This is a genomic window from Acinetobacter tibetensis, assembly GCF_023824315.1.
GTDB classification, from domain to species: Bacteria; Pseudomonadota; Gammaproteobacteria; order Pseudomonadales; family Moraxellaceae; genus Acinetobacter; species Acinetobacter tibetensis.
Genome location: NZ_CP098732.1, coordinates 2921441 through 2941400, shown reverse-complemented (window position 1 = coordinate 2941400; position 19960 = coordinate 2921441). Strand labels below are relative to the sequence as shown.

Annotated in this window: 18 protein-coding genes and 1 pseudogene; 12 read left to right on the top strand and 7 right to left on the bottom strand. The window is 41.1% G+C overall.

Annotated features, from left to right (window positions below; genetic code table 11):
• Positions 1 to 240: 240 nt before the first annotated feature.
• From hcaE to M5E07_RS14135, 7 genes are all read left to right on the top strand, one after another.
• Positions 241 to 1608 carry a 3-phenylpropionate/cinnamic acid dioxygenase subunit alpha gene (hcaE, locus tag M5E07_RS14165; RefSeq protein WP_252220187.1) on the top strand — a complete coding sequence of 456 codons (1368 nt, stop codon included), beginning with the start codon at positions 241 to 243 and terminating at the stop codon, positions 1606 to 1608.
• Positions 1605 to 2123 carry a 3-phenylpropionate/cinnamic acid dioxygenase subunit beta gene (hcaF, locus tag M5E07_RS14160; protein WP_252220185.1) on the top strand — a complete coding sequence of 173 codons (519 nt, stop codon included), beginning with the start codon at positions 1605 to 1607 and terminating at the stop codon, positions 2121 to 2123. The genes hcaE and hcaF overlap by 4 nt, the downstream gene beginning before the upstream one ends.
• Positions 2123 to 2449, top strand: coding sequence for a 3-phenylpropionate/cinnamic acid dioxygenase ferredoxin subunit (hcaC, locus tag M5E07_RS14155; protein ID WP_067722172.1), 327 nt, complete (start codon positions 2123 to 2125; stop codon positions 2447 to 2449). Before hcaF ends, hcaC begins: the two co-directional genes overlap by 1 nt.
• A gap of 2 nt (positions 2450 to 2451) precedes the next feature.
• A complete protein-coding gene (gene hcaB / locus M5E07_RS14150; RefSeq protein ID WP_252220183.1) occupies positions 2452 to 3267 on the top strand; it encodes a 3-phenylpropionate-dihydrodiol/cinnamic acid-dihydrodiol dehydrogenase in 816 nt (271 codons plus the stop codon).
• Between the two features lie 319 nt (positions 3268 to 3586).
• Positions 3587 to 4552: a 3-carboxyethylcatechol 2,3-dioxygenase gene (locus M5E07_RS14145; protein WP_252220181.1), complete on the top strand. Its 966-nt coding sequence runs from the start codon at positions 3587 to 3589 to the stop codon at positions 4550 to 4552.
• A gap of 4 nt (positions 4553 to 4556) precedes the next feature.
• Entirely contained in the window at positions 4557 to 5795 is a 1239-nt protein-coding gene (gene hcaD / locus M5E07_RS14140; protein ID WP_252220178.1) for a 3-phenylpropionate/cinnamic acid dioxygenase ferredoxin--NAD(+) reductase subunit, read from the top strand.
• Positions 5796 to 6035: 240 nt separating this feature from the next.
• Positions 6036 to 7085, top strand: a complete 1050-nt coding sequence (locus M5E07_RS14135) for an MBL fold metallo-hydrolase (protein ID WP_252220175.1) — start codon at positions 6036 to 6038, stop codon at positions 7083 to 7085.
• A gap of 22 nt (positions 7086 to 7107) precedes the next feature.
• Here the strand turns inward: M5E07_RS14135 and M5E07_RS14130 are convergent, their stop codons facing one another.
• Both M5E07_RS14130 and M5E07_RS14125 read right to left on the bottom strand, forming a co-directional pair.
• A complete protein-coding gene (locus tag M5E07_RS14130) occupies positions 7108 to 7509 on the bottom strand; it encodes a DoxX-like family protein (protein WP_252220172.1) in 402 nt (133 codons plus the stop codon).
• Complete coding sequence (locus tag M5E07_RS14125) at positions 7487 to 7942, bottom strand: thiol-disulfide oxidoreductase DCC family protein (protein ID WP_252220169.1); 456 nt, start codon at positions 7940 to 7942, stop codon at positions 7487 to 7489. The genes M5E07_RS14130 and M5E07_RS14125 overlap by 23 nt, the downstream gene beginning before the upstream one ends.
• A 312-nt stretch (positions 7943 to 8254) precedes the next feature.
• On the opposite strand from M5E07_RS14125, the gene katG reads away from it, so the two are divergent.
• The gene (gene katG / locus M5E07_RS14120) at positions 8255 to 10444 is read left to right on the top strand and encodes a catalase/peroxidase HPI (protein ID WP_252220166.1); all 2190 of its coding nucleotides are present in this window, start codon (positions 8255 to 8257) and stop codon (positions 10442 to 10444) included.
• A gap of 334 nt (positions 10445 to 10778) precedes the next feature.
• Positions 10779 to 12833 carry a TonB-dependent siderophore receptor gene (locus tag M5E07_RS14115; RefSeq protein ID WP_252223853.1) on the top strand — a complete coding sequence of 685 codons (2055 nt, stop codon included), beginning with the start codon at positions 10779 to 10781 and terminating at the stop codon, positions 12831 to 12833.
• Positions 12834 to 12936: 103 nt separating this feature from the next.
• On the opposite strand, the pseudogene M5E07_RS14110 reads toward M5E07_RS14115, so the two are convergent.
• Positions 12937 to 13053: pseudogene (locus M5E07_RS14110) on the bottom strand (IS982 family transposase); the annotation flags it as partial.
• Positions 13054 to 13273: 220 nt separating this feature from the next.
• Here M5E07_RS14110 and M5E07_RS14105 point away from each other — a divergent pair.
• Complete coding sequence (locus M5E07_RS14105; RefSeq protein ID WP_252220163.1) at positions 13274 to 14197, top strand: LysR family transcriptional regulator; 924 nt, start codon at positions 13274 to 13276, stop codon at positions 14195 to 14197.
• Here the strand turns inward: M5E07_RS14105 and M5E07_RS14100 are convergent.
• Positions 14147 to 14755 carry a LysE family translocator gene (locus tag M5E07_RS14100; protein WP_252220161.1) on the bottom strand — a complete coding sequence of 203 codons (609 nt, stop codon included), beginning with the start codon at positions 14753 to 14755 and terminating at the stop codon, positions 14147 to 14149. The genes M5E07_RS14105 and M5E07_RS14100 overlap by 51 nt on opposite strands.
• 282 nt (positions 14756 to 15037) lie before the next feature.
• On the bottom strand, positions 15038 to 15658 hold the full coding sequence (locus M5E07_RS14095) for a TetR/AcrR family transcriptional regulator (protein ID WP_252220159.1): 621 nt from the start codon (positions 15656 to 15658) through the stop codon (positions 15038 to 15040).
• An 82-nt stretch (positions 15659 to 15740) separates the two neighbouring features.
• On the opposite strand from M5E07_RS14095, the gene M5E07_RS14090 reads away from it, so the two are divergent.
• Complete coding sequence (locus tag M5E07_RS14090) at positions 15741 to 17390, top strand: acyl-CoA dehydrogenase family protein (protein ID WP_252223850.1); 1650 nt, start codon at positions 15741 to 15743, stop codon at positions 17388 to 17390.
• A gap of 327 nt (positions 17391 to 17717) precedes the next feature.
• On the opposite strand, the gene M5E07_RS14085 is transcribed toward M5E07_RS14090, so the two are convergent.
• Positions 17718 to 18683, bottom strand: a complete 966-nt coding sequence (locus tag M5E07_RS14085) for an MDR family NADP-dependent oxidoreductase (protein WP_286675272.1) — start codon at positions 18681 to 18683, stop codon at positions 17718 to 17720.
• Between the two features lie 389 nt (positions 18684 to 19072).
• Positions 19073 to 19513 (bottom strand): MarR family winged helix-turn-helix transcriptional regulator, encoded by a 441-nt coding sequence (locus M5E07_RS14080; RefSeq protein ID WP_116758680.1) that lies wholly within the window; start codon positions 19511 to 19513, stop codon positions 19073 to 19075.
• Positions 19514 to 19763: 250 nt separating this feature from the next.
• Here M5E07_RS14080 and M5E07_RS14075 point away from each other — a divergent pair, with 250 nt between their 5' ends.
• Entirely contained in the window at positions 19764 to 19952 is a 189-nt protein-coding gene (locus tag M5E07_RS14075; protein ID WP_116758679.1) for a DUF7230 family protein, read from the top strand.
• Positions 19953 to 19960: the final 8 nt, after the last annotated feature.

Sequence of the window (19960 nt, the reverse complement as noted above, 5' to 3'; positions counted from 1 at the left end):
CTATGGCAAAGTATAATCTATAAACAACTATGCTGTGAAGATGATTCAAGTATTTAGAAAATAAATGGTCTTGAGCCTAGTGCTGCGATTTTAATATAAGAAATAGCTTTTCCAATAATTGCTAAAACGTATTAATTGAAACAAAAAAAATATTTCCCTAAAGCTGTCTAAAAAATCATGATGCCTCAAAAGTTGAGTCTATTTACGTTGTGCCGAGTATTGGTCGCAGGAGAGCTTTTCATGAGTGGAAAAATTGATGTGCGTGAAATCGACGCTTTGGTCGATGCACAAAATGGACGTATCTCGCCATCCATCTATACCGATCCAGATTTATACGAATTAGAACTGGAACGTGTATTTGGGCGTACATGGTTATTCCTATGTCATGAGAGCCAAATTCCAAAGGCAGGCGATTTTTTTAATACCTACATGGGTGAAGACCCGATTATTGTAGTTCGTCAAAAAGATGGCTCAATCAAGGCACTTTTAAACCAGTGCCGTCACCGTTCTATGCGCGTTAGCTTTGCTGACTGTGGAAATACCCGTGCCTTTACCTGTCCATACCATGGCTGGTCTTACGGGGTGGATGGTTCACTGAAAGATATTCCATTAGAAGATCGTGCTTTCCCGCAAGGTGCCTGCAAAGAAAAATGGGGTCTGATTGAAGTGAATCGTGTTGAGTCTTATAAGGGCTTAATCTTCGGTTGTTGGGATGAGTCTACCCCAGACCTTATTGAATACATGGGCGACATCGCTTGGTATTTAGATGGTGTGGTCGATCGCCGTCCGGGCGGAACTGAAATTATTGGTGGGGTACATAAGTGGGAAATCGAGTGTAACTGGAAATTTGCTGCGGAACAGTTCGCATCAGATCAGTACCATGCTTTGTTCTCTCATGCATCTGCCATTCAAGTGTTGGGTGCAAAACCAGATGACGAGTCTTCTAAAAAATTAGGTGCAGCACAAACTGCACGCCCAGTATGGGAAACGGCTAAAGATGCCATCCAATACGGTTCGCGTGGTCATGGTTCAGGTTTCTTCTTTACTGAAAAACCCGATGCAAACGTCTGGGTAGATGGTGAAGTTGCCAACTACTTCCGTGAAACGTATGAAGAAGTCAAAGAACGTTTGGGTGAAACGCGCGCATTGCGTTTGGCGGGTCACAACAACATGTTCCCAACCATGTCTTGGTTAAACGGTACGGCAACACTTCGCGTATGGCACCCACGTGGTCCAAATAAAACTGAAGTCTGGGCATTCTGTATTGCCGATGCTGAAGCGTCGCAAGAAGTGAAAGAAGCTTTTGAGCGTTCTGCAACACGTGCCTTTGGCCCTGCGGGTTTCCTAGAGCAAGATGACTCTGAGAACTGGATTGAGATTCAAAAAGTATTACGTGGTTATAAAGCGCGTAATAACCCACTCATTATGGAAATGGGCTTGGGTAACGAGAAAAAACGTGAAGATGGTATTCCTGGCATTACCAACTACATTTTCTCTGAAACTGCGGCACGTGCTTTATACCGTCGTTGGGCAGATCTGTTGATTCATGACACATGGGAAGAGGTTGAAAAAGCCGCTGAGCAATATGAGAAGGAGCTAATGAAATGAGTCAGATCAGTTTAGAACTTCATCATCAAATTAGTCAGTTTCTCTATCGTGAAGGCAAAGCGCTGGACGATTGGAAATTCCGCGATTGGTTGGATATGTTGGCGGACGATATTTCTTATACGCTGCGCACGACACCAAATGCACAAACCCGTGACCGCCGCCGTTCAGTTGAACCGCCAACGACTTGGGTATTTAACGATACCAAAGATCTTTTAGAGCGTCGTGTTGCGCGTCTTGAAACTGGTATGGCTTGGGCTGAAGAGCCTCCATCACGGACCACTCACATGGTGAGCAACGTGATTGTAGAGCCGACTGAAGTGGAAGGCGAATACGACGTGTACGTAACTTATTTGTTATACCGTACGCAAAAAGAGAAAGACGTAACGATTTACTGTGGTAAGCGTCACGACAAGATCCGTAAAGTTGAAAGTGATCTGGGCTTCCAAATCTTCAACCGTAAAATTACGTTAGATCAAGTGACTTATAACTCACATAACCTGAGTGTATTCTTCTAATGAATAAGATTTTTGTTTGCCAAGTTGACGAATTAGACGAAGGCGAAGCGCTAAAAGTAGATTGCGGCGTGAACGGTATTGAAGCGCTTGCAGTGTTCAACAATGGCGGAGAATTCTTCGCCATGAATGACCGTTGTTCACATGGTAATGCTTCTATGTCTGAAGGTTATCTTGAAGATGATGGTACGGTTGAATGCCCATTGCATTCAGCACGTTTCTGCTTGAAAACAGGTGAAGCTTTATGTCTACCTGCAACTGATCCAATCAAAACTTTCCCTGTGATTGTTGAAGATGGTCAATTGTTCGTAGAGATGGCAGGAGAGTAATCATGGGTTGGCTACAAGGCGAAGTTGCACTTATTACGGGTGGTGGTTCAGGTCTGGGTTGGGCTTTGGTTGAGCGTTTCTTGGAAGAGGGCGCACAAGTTGCGGTTCTTCAACGTTCAAAAGCAAAAGTGGCTGCCTTGAACGAACACTTCGGTGGTAAAGTTCTTGCGATTGAAGGTGATGTAGCCAGCTATGCAGACAATGTCCGTGCTGTTCAAGCGACCGTTGAGCGTTTTGGCAAACTGGACTGTTTTGTCGGTAATGCCGGTATTTGGGATCATTATGCCGATATCGTCAATACATCAGGTGAGCAGTTAGAAAAAGCCTTCGATGAAATTATGGGCATTAATACCAAATCGCTCATCTTAGGTGCGAAGGCAGCACTGGATGCATTGATAGCTTCTGAAGGGTCAATCATATTTACTTTGTCTAATTCAGCCTTGTATTCGGCAGGCGGAGGCCCCGTATATACAGCCTCTAAGCATGCAGGTGTAGGCGTGATGAAAGAATTGGCCTATGAGCTTGCGCCTAAAGTACGAGTGAATGCGGTCGCGCCGTCAGGTATGAATGTCAATATCAAAGGAGCAGCGTCCTTAGGTCAAGAAAACTTGGGTCTATTGGATGCACGTGACCCTGAAAAGATTGCCCGTGGTATGCCGCTGAATTTCTTGCCTGAACCAGAAGAAATGACAGGTTCATACGTCCTGTTGGCATCACGTCAAAACAACCGTCCACTGACAGGTGTCTTGATCAATGCTGAATGTGGTTTGGGAATCCGTGGTTTACGCCAACCTCGTGCAGGGTTCTTTGATGAGTGACCTTGGCGTGGTGTCTTACTTTTAATTGGCCCAAATTTAAATAAGGCACGGCTACAAATAAATGCAAAAGTTTAGATGGTTTTGCGGAGGCATTTCCTTACTTTTGACGGATCAAAAGTAACAAAAATCCCTTGTTGGGTGAGAGGTTCATCCCTGAAACCTCCACCCAACGGCGACATCCATGTCGCCAACCGTGATAGTGAATAGCATCGTGAATTCTATATTTCATTTGGAGCCACTCACAATGATTTAAGCCATTTGCTAAAGACTTTACTGGGCAACTGTATTTTCAGTAGATATTTTGATTTTGGAGTCATACATGGCCGTTAAACTCATTTGTGCATCGCACAGTCCTTTAATGGAGTTCGCAACTCCACAAGAACAGCGTAAAGAACACGTTGTACGTGAGACTTTCGCAAAGCTGTCCAAAGAAGTTAAAGCTTACGATCCGACTTTAATCATTACTTTTGGTCCAGACCACTTTAATGGTTTTTTCTATGACCTGATGCCAAGCTTCTGTGTGGGTATTCGTGCGACTGCGGCAGGCGATTGGGACTACGGTAAAGACAACGACAAAATTAATGTCCCTGAAGACACAGCGCTTGCTTTGGTGCGTCGTGTACTTGATGAAGGTGTCGATGTTGCCTATTCCTACCGAATGCAAGCTGACCATGGCGTGACGCAGCCACTACATTTCCTGTGTGATGGTCAATTAGATCGTTATCCAACCATTCCTATTTTTATTAATGGCGCAGCGGCACCGATGCCAACCACCAAGCGTACCGTCGCTTTGGGGCGTGCCGTTGGACAGTTTATTCAGTCCTTAAATCTTGAAAATGAACGGGTTTTAATTTTAGGAACAGGTGGACTTTCGCATGATCCTCCGACACCACAAATGGGCGCTGTACCGCCAGAAGTGGAAGAGTTTTTGATTTGTGGACGTAACCCATCCGCAGAATCACGCAATAACCGTCAAGCCAAAATTATTGCTGTGGGTCAAAAACTGGCTGCAGGCGATCAATCTGTGGCAGTGCCGCTCAATCCAGAATGGGATCGTGCATTGCTTGAAACATTGGCCAAAGCAGACTTCGCCACGATTGAAGCCATGACTGAAGCAGACATTCGCCGTGATGGTGGGCGTGGTGGTCAGGAAGTCCGTTCTTGGATGGCGGCATTTGCAGCCTTACATGAACTTGGCGAATACGAGATGACAACGCATTGTTATGAAGACATCAGCGAGTGGATTGCGGGCTTTGGCATCGTATCGGCAGAGTTAAAAGGTTAATTACATGAGCAATATCGAAACCATCGTCATCGTCGGTGCAGGCCAAGCAGGGGCAAGCGCGATTTTAGAACTCCGTAGCAATAAATTTGCAGGCAACATTATCCTGATTGGGGATGAACTTCATTTGCCTTATGAACGTCCACCATTGTCTAAAGATGTGATTTTAAAGCCAGAAGAAACTAAGGTTGAGATTTTATCTGAAGAGAAATTGGCGACTTTAGGTGTAACGCATATTCGTGGCAATGGCGTAGTCAAAATCAACCCTGAGGCAAAAACCGTTGAATTGCAAAAGGGTGATGTTGTTGCTTATGACAAACTGTTGCTTGCCACAGGGGGCGCAGCGCGCCGCTTGCCGAATTTCGATGCTTTAGGTAAACACGTTTATACCTTACGTAATTTGGAAGATTCACAAGCATTGGTGCCTGTCCTACAAGCAGGGCAACGTATTGTACTGATTGGCGGTGGTGTAATCGGTCTTGAGTTAGCTTCCTCTGCGCGCTTTAAAGATTGCCAAGTGACCGTGATTGAAATGGGACCGATGGTGATGGGGCGTTCATCTCCGCAGATTTTGAGTGAGTTTTTATTGGCACAACAGCATCTTGCTGGTGTCGATGTCCGTTTAGCAACTTCAATTACAAACTGTCGTCTTGAGCAGAATCAGCAAGGTGAAGAAGTTGTAATCACTTTAGCGGATGGTGAAGAACTGCGTGCAGATGCGGTGATTTATGGTGTTGGCATTGTCCCAAATGCACAGCTTGCAATAGATGCAGGCTTAGCGGTGGATGTTGCGATTCAGGTGAATCAAAACTGTCAAACTTCACATCCTGATATTTATGCCGCAGGTGATGTTGCGACACAGTTACGTGCGGATGGGCAGTATCGTCGTGTGGAAACATGGGAAAATGCCAATCTACAAGCAGGAATTTTTGCGCGTCATATTCTGGGTATTGAACATCCGACTCCTAATCCTGCATGGTTTTGGACGGATCAGCTTGATATTAACTATCAGTTTGTCGGTGATATGGCTGCTGCAGAGTGGATTGTTCGTGGTGTAATTCGGCCTGAACTTCGAGCAGCCTCTTCATTTGTTCTGTTCGGTGTAACCGACGGCATAATTGTGGGAGGGATCACAGTCAATGCAGCCAAGGAGATGCGTCACTTGAAAAAGTTAATTGCTAAAAGTGCAGCATTTGAAGCCGAAAAGCATTTAGATCTTGCTTTAGATTTACGTAAGATTGCTTAAGATTTGAGTTTACAACCTCGGCAGACTGAGTTTAATTCGAGTCTGCCGCTTTTTTATTCCCATCAAATTTGAGTATGACCACTCGCGTTGCTATGCCGTCTGATTTCATAGAAGTCTAAAGTTTATATTTTGTTGTTTGGCTTGAATTAGCCAATAGAGTATCTACAATAAGAAACACGCCAATCTCGACATTCATGTTATTGCATTGAATGTGACGTTTCTTTTAGATAATGATATTACATGAAGCAGAACTTAGAACAACAGCATTTCCAGATTAAAACCCAAGAGTGTTGGTCACATACTTGGCGTAAACCTTCTTTTCAGTATCTTGAATCTGCTCACTTTAATGGTACGCGATTTTTGAATCCGCTTCATGCACCAGAGGGGCGTAGCCATTTTGACTTGTTTAAATGGTTGTTAAAACGCAAGTCATCGACTTGGGACAAAGAAACCCCATCAGATGTTGCTTCTGCGACTCCACGTGTATTGCCACAAAATCGTCCGAATGCAGCACTGAATAATTGGCAAGTCTGGTTTGTGGGGCATGCCACAGTTCTGTTACAGATAGGTCCTTATAATTTTTTAACGGATCCAGTTTGGGCGGAATTTGTCAGTCCAAAACAGGGACGTGGTCCTAAGCGTTTTTGTCCCGCAGGCATTGCCTTAGAGGAATTACCGACCATTCATGCTGTTTTGCTTAGCCATAATCATTATGATCATATGGATTTGGCAAGCCTGAACTGGTTGCATGAAAAATTTGCCATGCCAATTTATACGGGTTTAGGTAATGGGTGGTACTTACCTAAAAGTATGCATGTGATTGAATTGGATTGGTGGCAATCTGCACAGTTTCATGAACTGGAATTGATTTATACGCCTGCACAGCATGGTTCAGGTCGTGGTGTACGTGATCAGAACATGGCGCTTTGGGGTGGTTTTGCAGTTAAACAGGGACGTGAATATAGTTTCTTTGCGGGCGATACAGGCTATTCACCGCATTTTAAGGAAATTCATACCCGTTTGGGGCCTCCACGTATTGCCTTATTGCCGATTGGTGCTTATGAGCCACGTGAGTTGATGCGTTATATGCATATGAATCCTGAAGATGCATTTCAGGCACATAAAGATTTGCATGCCAAATGTTCATTGGCTATTCATTACCGTAGCTATCAATTGACCGATGAAGCACGTGAGCAACCTGAACATGATTTACATGTAGCGATGCGCGGTTCGTCAAAATTAATGAATCCGTTTTATTGCATTCGTGAAGGTAAGCGTTTAATTGTTTAATATTGACGTTGAATGTTGTTCATTATGCGTTTCTTTCTGGATATTTTAAAAGGTGAATCGCGGTTAAAGACAAAGCCATCATTGCGATATTCATGACAAATGGATTAAAGGCTTGGGTGAAATAGTGTGGGTCGACGAGCAAAATTAAAAAGCTTAATCCGAGCATGCCGACAATATTGAGGTAATGGAGCGCTAAGGTTTTATAACCCGTTAAAAATAATGCTCCGAAGATGATTTCGATTGCGCCCGAATATTGCATAAGGTTCAGTGCAGTATGTTCATTGAATCCCTGTAACATCCAAATACGGCGTTCATCATTGGCTTGAAATAGAATTTTGGGAATCAGACCTTGATAAATCCACAGTATTGCTAGGCTCATATGAATGGTTTGAAGCGTTTTCTTATGGAATCGTTGAGTATTCACGGATGACCTGTTCTAAAAAATGATGCTTATTTTCTTGGGATGGCATGAGGCAATCATCGGTTTTACCAAAAAGGGTATAGCGATTGAGTGCAACACGACGATAAAGAAAATCTCGAAATGGTCGGGGAATAAGATAACCCGTTTTCATCAGAGAGAAAGGTAGACCGAGCCGAGCCAGAACTTTGAATAAGGCGGTAGATTCTGTAAATAATTGTCCATCTATAATCACAACCATGGTGGTGTAATGCGTGGTCGACAGACCATAATATTCAAGAATTTTTTCTCCCAAAGGGGACTGTGCTGAAACGAGTTTGAATTGAGCCTGCGGGTCATGTTGGATGAGAAAACGTGCCCAACCATTACAGATAACACAAATCGCATCAAATAAGATGATGTCGTACTGTTGAATGATGTGATCGAGATCATTCTGCATTTTTATGTTCTAAAGTCCTCATCCGTTCAAAATAGCAGAATTTATCTATCACATATAGTCTATATTTTATCCAGAATCATGCTGTTTGAAATGCTAAACAGTACGAGTGTTGTGAAGCCCGTAGACATAAAATGTGTGTCCACAACCCTTTAAAAATCTTTTTTTCTTCAATGCTTATATAGAAGAATTCGATTGTTTTGATTAGTAAATACCGCTTTAGCTTGTCTAAAAAAAAGGCTATGTTGATAGTCGAACACTACTTTTACACGGTTCAATAATAATCATTGAAAGACTTGAGTCTGGAGACATAACATGGACAATAATTCGCAAGCCTCGTCAGGTAAGTGCCCATTTTCACATGGTGCCAATACCTCCGCTGCCAGCTCAAATAGCGATTGGTGGCCAAATTCACTTAATTTAGACATCCTTTCACAACACGACACCAAAACCAATCCGCTCGATCCTGACTTTAATTATGCCGAAGCCTTCAAATCGCTCGATTTAGACGCCGTTAAACAAGATATTCGGGACTTAATTAACAGCAGCCAAGACTGGTGGCCGTCGGATTATGGTAGCTACATCGGGATGTTTGTACGTACTGCATGGCATTTGGCGGGTTCATACCGTAAGCAAGATGGTCGTGGTGGTGCAAATACAGGTAACCAGCGTTTTGCTCCACTCAACAGTTGGCCAGATAACGTTAATACGGATAAAGGCCGTCGTTTACTTTGGCCAATTAAGAAAAAATATGGCAATAAACTGTCTTGGGGCGATTTAATTGTCCTTGCAGGGACTGTGGCGTATGACGTTGCTGGATTAAAGACGTTTGGTTTCGGAGGGGGGCGAGTTGATATTTGGCATCCAGAAAAAGACATTTACTGGGGCGAAGAGCATCAATGGCTGGCACCAACCGCCAACCGCTATGGCAGCGACCAAGACCGTCAATCACTGGAAAATCCTTTGGCTGCGGTACAAATGGGCTTGATCTATGTAAACCCTGAAGGGGTTGATGGTGTGCAAGATCCGCTGCGTACCGCACAAGACATGCGCGTGACCTTTGACCGTATGGGAATGGATGATGAAGAAACTGTGGCGTTGACCGCAGGTGGTCATACTGTCGGTAAAGCGCACGGCAATGGTAAAGCTGAATTACTCGGTAAAGATGTTGAAAGTGCAGATGTTGAATTCCAAGGTCTAGGTTGGCATAACCCAGAAGGGACAGGCAATGGCCCTAATACCATGGTCAGTGGTTTAGAAGGTGCTTGGACTACACACCCAACCAAGTGGGATAACGAGTTCTTCTATTTGCTGTTCACCTATGAGTGGGAAAAAACCACCAGTCCTGCGGGCGCTAAGCAATGGGAACCAATTAACATCAAAGAGGAAGACAAGCCTGTCGATGCACATAACCCGAATGTGCGTCGTAATCCAATGATGACCGATGCCGACATGGCACTGAAAATGGATCCTGAATACCGCAAAATTTCAGAGCGTTTTTATCAAGATCCTGCTTATTTGGCGGAAGTTTTTGCACGTGCTTGGTACAAATTGACACACCGTGATATGGGGCCAAAATCACGTTATTTAGGGGCTGATGTACCTGCAGAAGATTTAATTTGGCAAGACCCAATCCCGACTGTGGATTACACTCTATCTGAAGCAGAAATTGATGAATTGAAAGAAAAACTCATTAATAGTGGTTTATCCAGCAGTGATCTTATTACCACCGCTTGGGACAGTGCTAGAACTTATCGTGGTTCGGACTTCCGTGGCGGTGCCAATGGTGCGCGTATCCGTTTATCTCCACAAAAAGACTGGATAGGCAACGAGCCTGAGCGTTTGCAACGGGTGCTCGCAAAGCTCGAAGAAATTCAGGCAGGGTTGGCGAAGAAAGTGAGTATTGCTGACCTGATTGTATTGGGAGGTACGGCTGCGGTAGAAAAAGCAGCCCAAGCCGCAGGCGTGAATGTGAAAGTGCCATTTATTGCAGGTCGAGGAGATGCTTTACAGGAGCAAACTGACGAATATTCATTTGCTGATTTAGAGCCTACTCATGATGGCTACCGCAACTGGTTAAAGCAAGATTATGCGGTGCAACCTGAAGAAATGCTGTTAGATCGTACCCAATTAATGGGCTTAACTGCACCTGAAATGACGGTGTTGATTGGGGGGATGCGTGTGCTCGACACCAACTATGGCGGTGCGAAAGAAGGCGTATTGACCGACCGTGTTGGCGTGCTCAGCAATGATTTCTTTGTCAATTTGACCGACATGAACAATACATGGAAACCTGTGGGTAAAAACCGTTATGAAATTGCTGACCGTGCTACGGGTACAGTGAAATGGACGGCAACCCGTGTAGACTTGGTGTTTGGTTCAAACTCAATTTTACGTTCTTATGCTGAGGTGTATGCGCAGGATGACAACAAAGAGAAATTTGTACATGACTTTATTGCTGCTTGGAATAAAGTGATGAATGCAGACCGTTTTGATGTGAAGTAGTTTTCGCAAAATAAAAAACCGCTCGTAAGGGCGGTTTTTTATTGAACGATGAGTTTTCATCGAAAACTCAATGCGTTGTACACTTGGCCTTTTATATTTTAAGCTATTGAAATATTTACGTTATTAACTGAATTTTGTATAAGGTGGATTATGTTGATTTTAGGAAAACTTTAAAATCAAACAATAACTTATAAAAAGAATAAAGGCACAAAACTAAAAATTTAATGTGTATTTTTATAAACTGTAAAATATAATCATTATCACCAAATTTCAGTGAAATATTCCCGTGTTCAAACGTCGTTTATTACCAAGTCTACTGCCACTTGGCTGTGTAATGTCAGTCTTTGCAAGTGATCAAATCAGTGCTTTACCAACCATTAGTTTACAAGCCACTAGTACTTCTGAAGATGCTGGAAAAACCTATAAAGTAAGTACTGCCAGCTCAGCAACGCGAACTAATACCTCACTGAAAGAAACACCTCAAGCTGTGACAGTTATTCCTGAAGCTGTTTTAAAAGACATTCAAGCAACACGTTTATCTGAAGCACTTGATGTCGCTGGTGTTGGGCGGGCGAATAACTTTGGTGGACAAGGTTTAACAACCTTTACTTCGCGCGGATTTACCAGTGGCGAATATTATCGAAATGGTTTCCCAATTAACCGTGGTTATCCTAATGCGCCCGATAGCAGTACCGTGGAACGAGTTGAAGTGTTAAAAGGGGCTTCATCAAGTTTATATGGGCGTGGTGATCCCGGTGGAACATTTAACGTAGTGAGTAAAACACCGCAAACTGAACAGAAAACAACTTTAGGTTTAACTGTTGATGAAGAGGGTTTATACCGTGGCACCGTAGATACCACTGGTGCTTTAACACAAGATGAAAGCCTCACCTATCGTTTAAATTTGATGGGTGAAAATGGCAATACTTATCGTGATCATGTGGATTCTAAACGTTGGAATATTGCACCTGTGCTGCAATGGACGCCTTCGGATGCTACCAAATTGACATTTGAAGCTGATTTTTTACGTAATCAGCATGCCTTGGATCGTGGCTTTACTCGTTATGATGGGCAGCAAAAAACTTCATTTGATTCATCAAACTATTGGTGGGAATCAGGTAAAGATCGCAATCGTCTATATAATAATAACGACATGCTACAGTTCCGTGTTGAACATGTGCTCAATGATGCGTGGAAATTGAATATTGGTGCTCAATATTTAAATGGGAACTTACATGGTTATGCAGTTGAAGCCAATGGAATCAAAGCGAATAGCAATGGTGAAGTGATTACCCGCAACTATAATTGGCGTAACTTAGATTGGATTGATAAAAATTTTCAAGCCAATGTCGTTGGTAATTTCAATCTATTCAATTTACAACATACTTTAATCTCAGGGATTGAGCTTGAAGATTACGATTATAAATCCTATATCATCCGTTCAAGAGATAGTTTTGATTTAAACATCAACCAACCCTACAACACACAACCATTGCCAGAATTGGTTAACGTGACCACGAATGACCGTGAGCAACTGAAAAGCCAAGCCTTTTTTGTCCAAGATCAAATTCGCATCACGGATCGTTTAAATACTTTAATTGCGATGCGCTTTGAAAACTATAAGCAAGATTATAGTAATTTCGTCAATAGTACTTCATGGTCTACGGACACTAATGCATTTATTCCACGTATTGGTTTGACCTATGATCTAACGGATCAATTTATGGTTTACAGTAATATCAGTAAATCATTTAAACCGAACCCGGGAGCAGATCGTAACAATCAAGGCTTCGATCCAGAAGAAGGCATTTCTTACGAAATTGGCTCAAAGTATGCCTTATGGGATAATCAACTTTCTTTTGATACCGCAATCTATTATGTAAAGAAAGAAAATGTATTGACTCTAGACCCATTAGATTCAACCAAGAGCGTTGCCGCAGGAGAGGTGACGAGTAAGGGGGTAGATTTAAGTCTCGTAGGTAATATTACATCTGCATGGAAAATTATTGGTAATTACTCTTATGTCGATGCGGCTGTGAGTAAAGATAATTCTTTGGCAAAAGGCACCCGTTTAGCCAATATTCCTCAAGATTCATTTAATTTACTCAGTATTTACGAGTTTAAATCAGGTGCATTGAATGGCTTAGGGCTTGGAGTGAATCAACGTTATGTGGGGAGCCGTAAAGGCCAAACTGCCAATGGCTCCTATGACATGGGCAGTTATGCAACAACAGATTTGATTTCTTATTATGATTGGAACAAAGATGTACGCTTAAGTTTTGATATTAAAAATATTTTTAATAAAGAATATGATGACAGTGCTTTCAACCGTTATGTCTATCCAGGACAACCACGAACTGCAAAGTTCGGCATCACCTATAATTTCTAACTTTAAAGGAAGCCAGCATTAATGCTGGCTTTTTAATAATTTCTCAAAAGTTATCATTTTTTTATTTACTCCTATTTTTTTATCTATTTAACCTCAATCCTGTTTAAGTCAATGATTCTATAATTTGAATGATTGGCTTATTTCGGTGATTTAATTGGGATGCACATAACGAGGCATAGATGTCACTTAAGAACCCTGGAATACTTCGAGCTTTATTCGTCTGATTTATGGCATTGGATGCATTGATCACAGATTTCTTGCAAGACCGACAATTATTTAAGTTCTTTATCCGACATAGACACCAACATATCAAACAGTCCGCTAAGAAAATCGAAAATGCATATATTCTAAAAGCAGACATTTTAATTGGGGAATAACAATTACCTTTCGTATACGGTGTATTATGCTAATTTTAGATTTTATTTAATATATGGTATGAAATGATTGAAGATATTAGATACTTAATAGTTTTTGCCAAAATTGCTGAAATAGGCTCTATTAGCAAAGGGGCTAAAGCGATTGGCTTATCTTGTGCAACCGCTAGTCAACACCTTACAAAATTAGAAAAAAATTTGGGGTGTGCTTTGTTCTATAGAAATACTCGAAAAATAACTCTCACTCATGATGGAGAAAAGCTTTTAGAAACAGCTAAATCCATATTAGACACCTATGAGCAAGGTATTAATGGTTTAAGAAAAAGCTCAATCATCGGGAATAAAAAATTAAATATCTCTATTCCTGCTATTTTTATCCATGGGGAATTTATGAATCATATTACTGATTTTATAAAATATTTTCCTGATTTAATATTAAATATTACGTGTGATGATGAAAAAAATGACATCGTTTTTGAAAATATAGATGTAGCTTTTAGAATAGGAGAGCCTTTGGATAGCGCTCTAAAAGCTAAGTATTTGTTTGATCTACCAAGAAGTATTGTTGCGACAAAAAACTTTCTTAAGACCTACGGTGAACCGAAAACACCCTATGACTTAGAAGCCATGAAATGGATTGGTCTAAGTATGCGTCCACATTCAAGAATATTGAAAAACAACAAGAATGGTGAGGAAATAAAAATTTCCTATAATCCAAATATTTGTGTAAATAATGTAGAAGCTTCTTATCAACTAGCAAAACTTGATGCTGGCTTGGCTGCTCCTCCTGATTATTTAATTAAAAATGACATTATTAAGGGGGATATTGTAAAAGTTTTACCTCAATGGGAACTACAACCTTTAAATGTATATGCGATTTGGCCAGCCAATTTACCCATCAATAGTATTGCCTATTCGTTAATTAATAAAATTTATAGTTCATTTAATAATGAAAAGATTCAATATCATATATATAGAAAGGAAGATTAAGGAAAAACCCATTAATCTATTGAAGAATAAAATACGCTGACTATTGCTCAATACAATAGATAATTTTCCTCCTAAAGCCCCCCATAAAGCTAAAGATAAATAACAAATTAGAAAGTAAATACAGATAAATACTGTAAGTGGAGTGTTAGTATGCGGTACTGAAAATAAAGCAACACCTGAAGCACACGCAATCCATGCTTTAGGATTCAACCACTGCAACAAGAATCCATCTATAAAATTAGGGATAGAGCTATTATGATTGACTTCAATTTCTGGTTTAGATGATAGTATTTTATAACCTATATAAATAATAAAAGCAGATCCTAAAAACTCTAACAACTTAAAGATGATAGGGTAAGCATTTATAATTTTAGAAAAACCGAATCCTACGGATATTAAAAGCAATACAAACCCAATAGTAGCTCCTGATATAAAAGGAAATGTTTTAATAAAACCATGATTTAAACTCGTTGACAGTATTGTTATATTTACTGGACCAGGCGAAATAGACATACTCAGAGAGAACATGAACATGCTTAAAATTATTGCGAATGACATCTTTACGATCAATTTATAAATATCTATGTAGCTCAAGATTACTATCATAAAACATATAGAATTAGCCCATTTTTATCAAAAACAGTTTTAGAAATTTCCACTATTTAATATAATCGACATTATGAAATATGTACTCATATATTAATTTAAATATCAATAGCTTAAGGATTTTACACCTGCTAAAGAATGTACAAAACACCAACTTTGAAACAAGTCGGCTTTTTTGCAACTAGTTCTGTTTGGCCAATTCAAGATGGCTAATTTGCTTATAAGCGATTGTTTTTATTTTGAATTAATCTTTTCTAAACTTTGAAGAATATCTCTCTCCAACATGATCCATTCTATAAATTCAGGCTCGACCAACAAGGTCTGTGACACAAAGCCATAACAGACCCGTTGCACATTTAAACTGATGTGCTGGAGTTGTTCTGCATCATCAATATAAGGCTTAAGGATGCTGTGCCACATCTGTACCATCATGGCATAACTTTTACGGTAACTTTCAATGTTCGAAACTTGCCGTTCGAGCAAAAAAGTCTGTGCCCAAAGAAACTGCCGAGCCTGAATCTGTTCAAGCTGAAAGTGGATAATCTGCTGTAAATAGTCTGCAAAACTTAATTTTGTGGATAACTCCATCAGACTTTGTGCATAACTTTTGAGTAGTTCGGCATTACTTTTCACATGTTGATGAATGGTCAATGCAACCAAATCTTCCTTCTTTGAAAAGTATTCATAAAAGGTACCCAAGCCGACTCCTGCTATATCCGTAATTTCACGAATGGTGATTTCGTGCGCATGACGCTCATGTAAAAGCCGAACAAAACTTTCTTGCAAAGCTTCTTGTGTGAGCTTGGCTCTGGATTGGCGCGGTCTACGACGCACTTGGACTTCAGGATTCTTCATTGCACAAAGCTGAACATATCAAGGTCATTTTTTCTCTATACTGAAATGAAAATCGAATTAGAACAAGAGCAAAATAAAGATGATGAATACATGGACAACTCATCAAATCAGTAATCAATTTGATGAAAAGCAGGGCTATAACCCATTTAGCACCGATCAGGTTTTACAAGAAATTTTGACTCGGTATGGCAGTCAAGATCAGCCTGCGTTAACAATACTTGGGCAAGTTGCAGGCTCGGCAGAATATTACCAATATGCAGATCAAGCTAATCGGCATACCCCCATCTTACATGCCTTCGATGCACGTGGACGTCGCAAAGATTGTATTGAGTTCCATCCTGCATGGCATCAGTGGATGCAATTGAATCGAAACCATGCTGTACATGCCTATCCTTTTATTGCACCGCAATCCCAAACTGCGTGGGTGGATTGGGCAGCACGCTTTTATTTGAGTGGACAAGTCGAATGCGGCAGCTTATGTCCAACCGCAATGACGCTCGGCAGTATTCCATTGCTGCAACGTGAACCTGAATTGTGGGAAAAAATTGGCACTAAGTTATTATCAACCGAATACGATGCGCGTGATGTGCCAATCAGTCAGAAAAAATCAATTTGGCTGGGCATGGGCATGACCGAAAAGCAGGGCGGTTCAGATGTGCGAGCCAATGAAACCATTGCGATTCCAGTTACAGAGTCGGGGCGTGGTCAAGCTTATTTGCTGACAGGTCATAAATGGTTTTTCTCTGCCCCCATGTGTGATGCACATTTGGTGGTGGCACAAACCGAGCAGGATGGTTTGGCCTGTTTCTTTGTACCGCGTTGGCTAGAAGATGGCAGTAAAAATACCGTACAGATTCAACGCCTAAAAGAAAAAGTAGGGAACCGCAGTAATTCCAGTTCCGAAGTCGAATTTAAAGAGGCTTGGGGCATTATGATTGGTGAGGTGGGACGCGGTATTCCTACTATTATTGAAATGGCAAATTATACTCGGCTCACTTGTTCGGTAGGTAGCAGCGCTATGCTGCGACAAGCTTTAGTGCAGTGCCTTGCTTATACCCGACAGCGTAAGGCTTTTGGAAAACATTTGTCTGAACAACCGCTGATGCAAGCCGTTTTGGTGGATTTGGCTTTGGAAACCGAAGCCGCAGTACAACTCAGTTTCCATTTGGCACATTGCTATGAGCAAGAAGATGTTTTATCTGTGGCATGGAAACGCATTATGACCCCAGCGTCGAAGTTCTGGATTTGTAAACGCGCGGTGGAGCTAACAGGCGAAATGATGGAAGTCTTTGGGGGTAACGGTTATGTTGATGCAGGGATTATGGCGAGAATTTTTAAAGAAGCGCCTGTGAATACCATTTGGGAAGGCTCAGGCAATGTGATGTGTTTAGATGTGCTTCGTGCGATTCAACGAGATCCAGAATCCATGCAGGTGTTGTTGCAGTCTTTTGCCGATGTAGCCCAGCAACAGCCATTATTACAAGCAGAACTGCAACAATTGCTACAGTTATTTCAGCAAGCACCTGAGCAACTCGAGTTTATGGCACGAAGCTTAGTCAGTCGGTTGGTGATTTTGGCACAAGCCAGTTTATTACAACAGTATGCCCCTGCATTCATTGCAGATGTATTTATTCAATCCCGTTATCAGGCGTTCCATGGTCGTGTTGTGGGGATACTTGAAGTACAACAGCAAAATGTCGAGAAAATATTGGCTCGAGTCTTAGCGGTATAAAATATTGTTTTTTGAACAAAATACCATAAATTAGATGATTTTTTAATCAATCGTGTAAGCCAAAGCGTACAATGAATGATGGACTTTGCGTATAGGCAATTTTTTTGAAATCACCTATCATGCATTTCATTCAGGAACAGGATGTTCCAGAACATTCAAGGATTGAAATGTTCTAAAGCAAGGATCGTTTTGGTGCAACAGGAAGTTATACCGAGCAACAAATATGGAAAAGGCCCGACAGGATGTTGGGCTTTTTTTATGTGTGATGTTGCATAATTTTGAACAATCAAGTTTCTAAACTTGAAGTATGAAAACTGGGTCGTAGAACTAGAACTTTACAATCAAGGTTCCCATGGCCTCTTCATTGAAGTAATGAATTAAAGCTTCAGGCAAATGGTCAAAACCCTCAATCAGATGTGCTTGATAAGTCATTTTCCCTTGAGCTAAATATTCAGCGATTACTCGATTCGATTCATGCATAAATTCGAGATAGGGGCTGAGCATAGTCCCCCGAATACTTAAGTACCTGTGCTGAATACCCTCTAAATTTGCTGAATGGTAAGACGTGGGGTGCTGTGTGAATGGCTTGTCTAATACGATGACACGTCCAGATTGATTCATTTGCGCATAAATTAGTCTTTGTTGTGGTTCATCTTTATTATCAAAGAAGATGTCTATACCATCTGGTGCTGCAAGGCTTAATTGGGTGGCAGAATGTTTGTTGCTCATATGAATGGCTGAATCAAAACCCAATTCATTTACTAAGTATTGGCATTTTTTACTGGAGTCCGAACAGCCGATGACCCTTAGACCTTTGGCTTTTGCGAGTTGACCCAGTAAAGAACCCAGTGTGCTTGCTGCATTGGCAATCAGGAGCGTTTCCCCAGCTTTCGGTTGGGCAAGTTTGATTAACCCTATATATGCGGTAAGACCTGTAAAATAGAATAAAGAAAGTACGGCTTCCGCAGGGAGGCTCGAATCAATAATATACATCTCAGAATGTCCTAAAACGTATTCATTCCAACCTGTAATCCCCACCACTTGAACCCCTACGGGAAATTGAGGATTTAGAGACTCAATGACCTCACCAACACCATAAGATTGTATAATTTCACTCTTCTGCGTGGGCGTAAATGTATTGTAATGTCTTTGTTGTAACCAATGAGGCATGACAGGGTCTAAGCATATATGCGTCTGCCTAACCAAAAACTCACCCACAGTTAAATTTGGCGAAGGTAAGGGAACCCTATCAAATATATCCATACTCAATTTTCCTTGTGGATATCTGGACAACCTAAATGTTTTGATTCCTCATGATTGTCATCCTTTTACAGTTGCTTTTTTATCATTGATATTGCACTGATCAAGCTCAAGCGTTGTGTGAAGAAAGACCGTTCTATCGTTATTGTTTACTCTTGCGTAGACGATTTTACTGTTTTTAATCTCAGTCTTGTTATGTACGGGGTGATGTCTTTATTCTGTCGGTCTTCTCCTGAAGAGGTCGGCTCATTGAGACATTATCAAGTACAGATACTGAATTGTATTGTTCACAGATATGAATAATTTTTCAGTATTGGTCATGCCGAAAAGTCTGTCTGGCGTTGTAGAGACATGAATGCGATACATTGATTTTAAAATGTACAGCTATGGCATTTCAATCTGATTTTGATCCATTTTCTGCATCATTGCTCTTTTAATTGAGCACGTAAGCGATTGAGTTCTTCACGTAACTGACTGACTTGGTCTGGCGCACATTGAATGGCTGTCAGAATTTGTTCAGGAATTGGCATTACGGCTTGTTTTAGAGCCTGTCCGTTGGTGGTCAAGGAAATCAGTACTCGTCGTTCATCTTCAACTGAGCGTTTGCGTTCAATAAAACCTAAACTTTCCAGCCGTTTTAATAAGGGAGTGAGGGTGGAAGATTCTAAAAAAATTCGTTGTCCAATCTCAGACACAGTGAGCTGATCTTGTTCCCATAAAATCAGCATGACCAAATATTGTGGATAGGTAATTCCATGCGGCTGTAATAATTTTCGATAGTACTGATTCAGCGCAAGATGAGTCGAATATAAAGCAAAACAAAGTTGATTATCGAGCTTTAATAACTCCTCTTGGTTTGACATAAGGGTGTACCAATTTGTGAAATAACTTCTATTATATCTTTAAGCCAGCATGGCTGACATACCCATCTTCAAATTCAGGTATTTAGGCAAAATTTGCATACAATAATCTGTATTTTTGCTGTGAACTTGGGGCGAGGATGATGATCAATATGGGCATAAATCTGCTTGTAAAATAGCCAAAAAGGCGTATGCTTATTTTCCTGCTGTAAAAGTAGAAAAATTGAAATCTGTATTTAAAAGGTGGAACAGAATGGCCAAGAAGAAAGCTGAGCCAAAAGTCGTGATTCACAACTTTGTGGCAAAACACATGCATGAAGTTAACCAAAGCCACGTTTTTGTAGATCGAAAGAAAAATGCAAAACGAGGTTATAGCAAACATAAGCAAGGGCGATATTCCGAAGATTATCGCCCTTTTTTATTGCTATTCTGTGCAGCATGATGGATGTG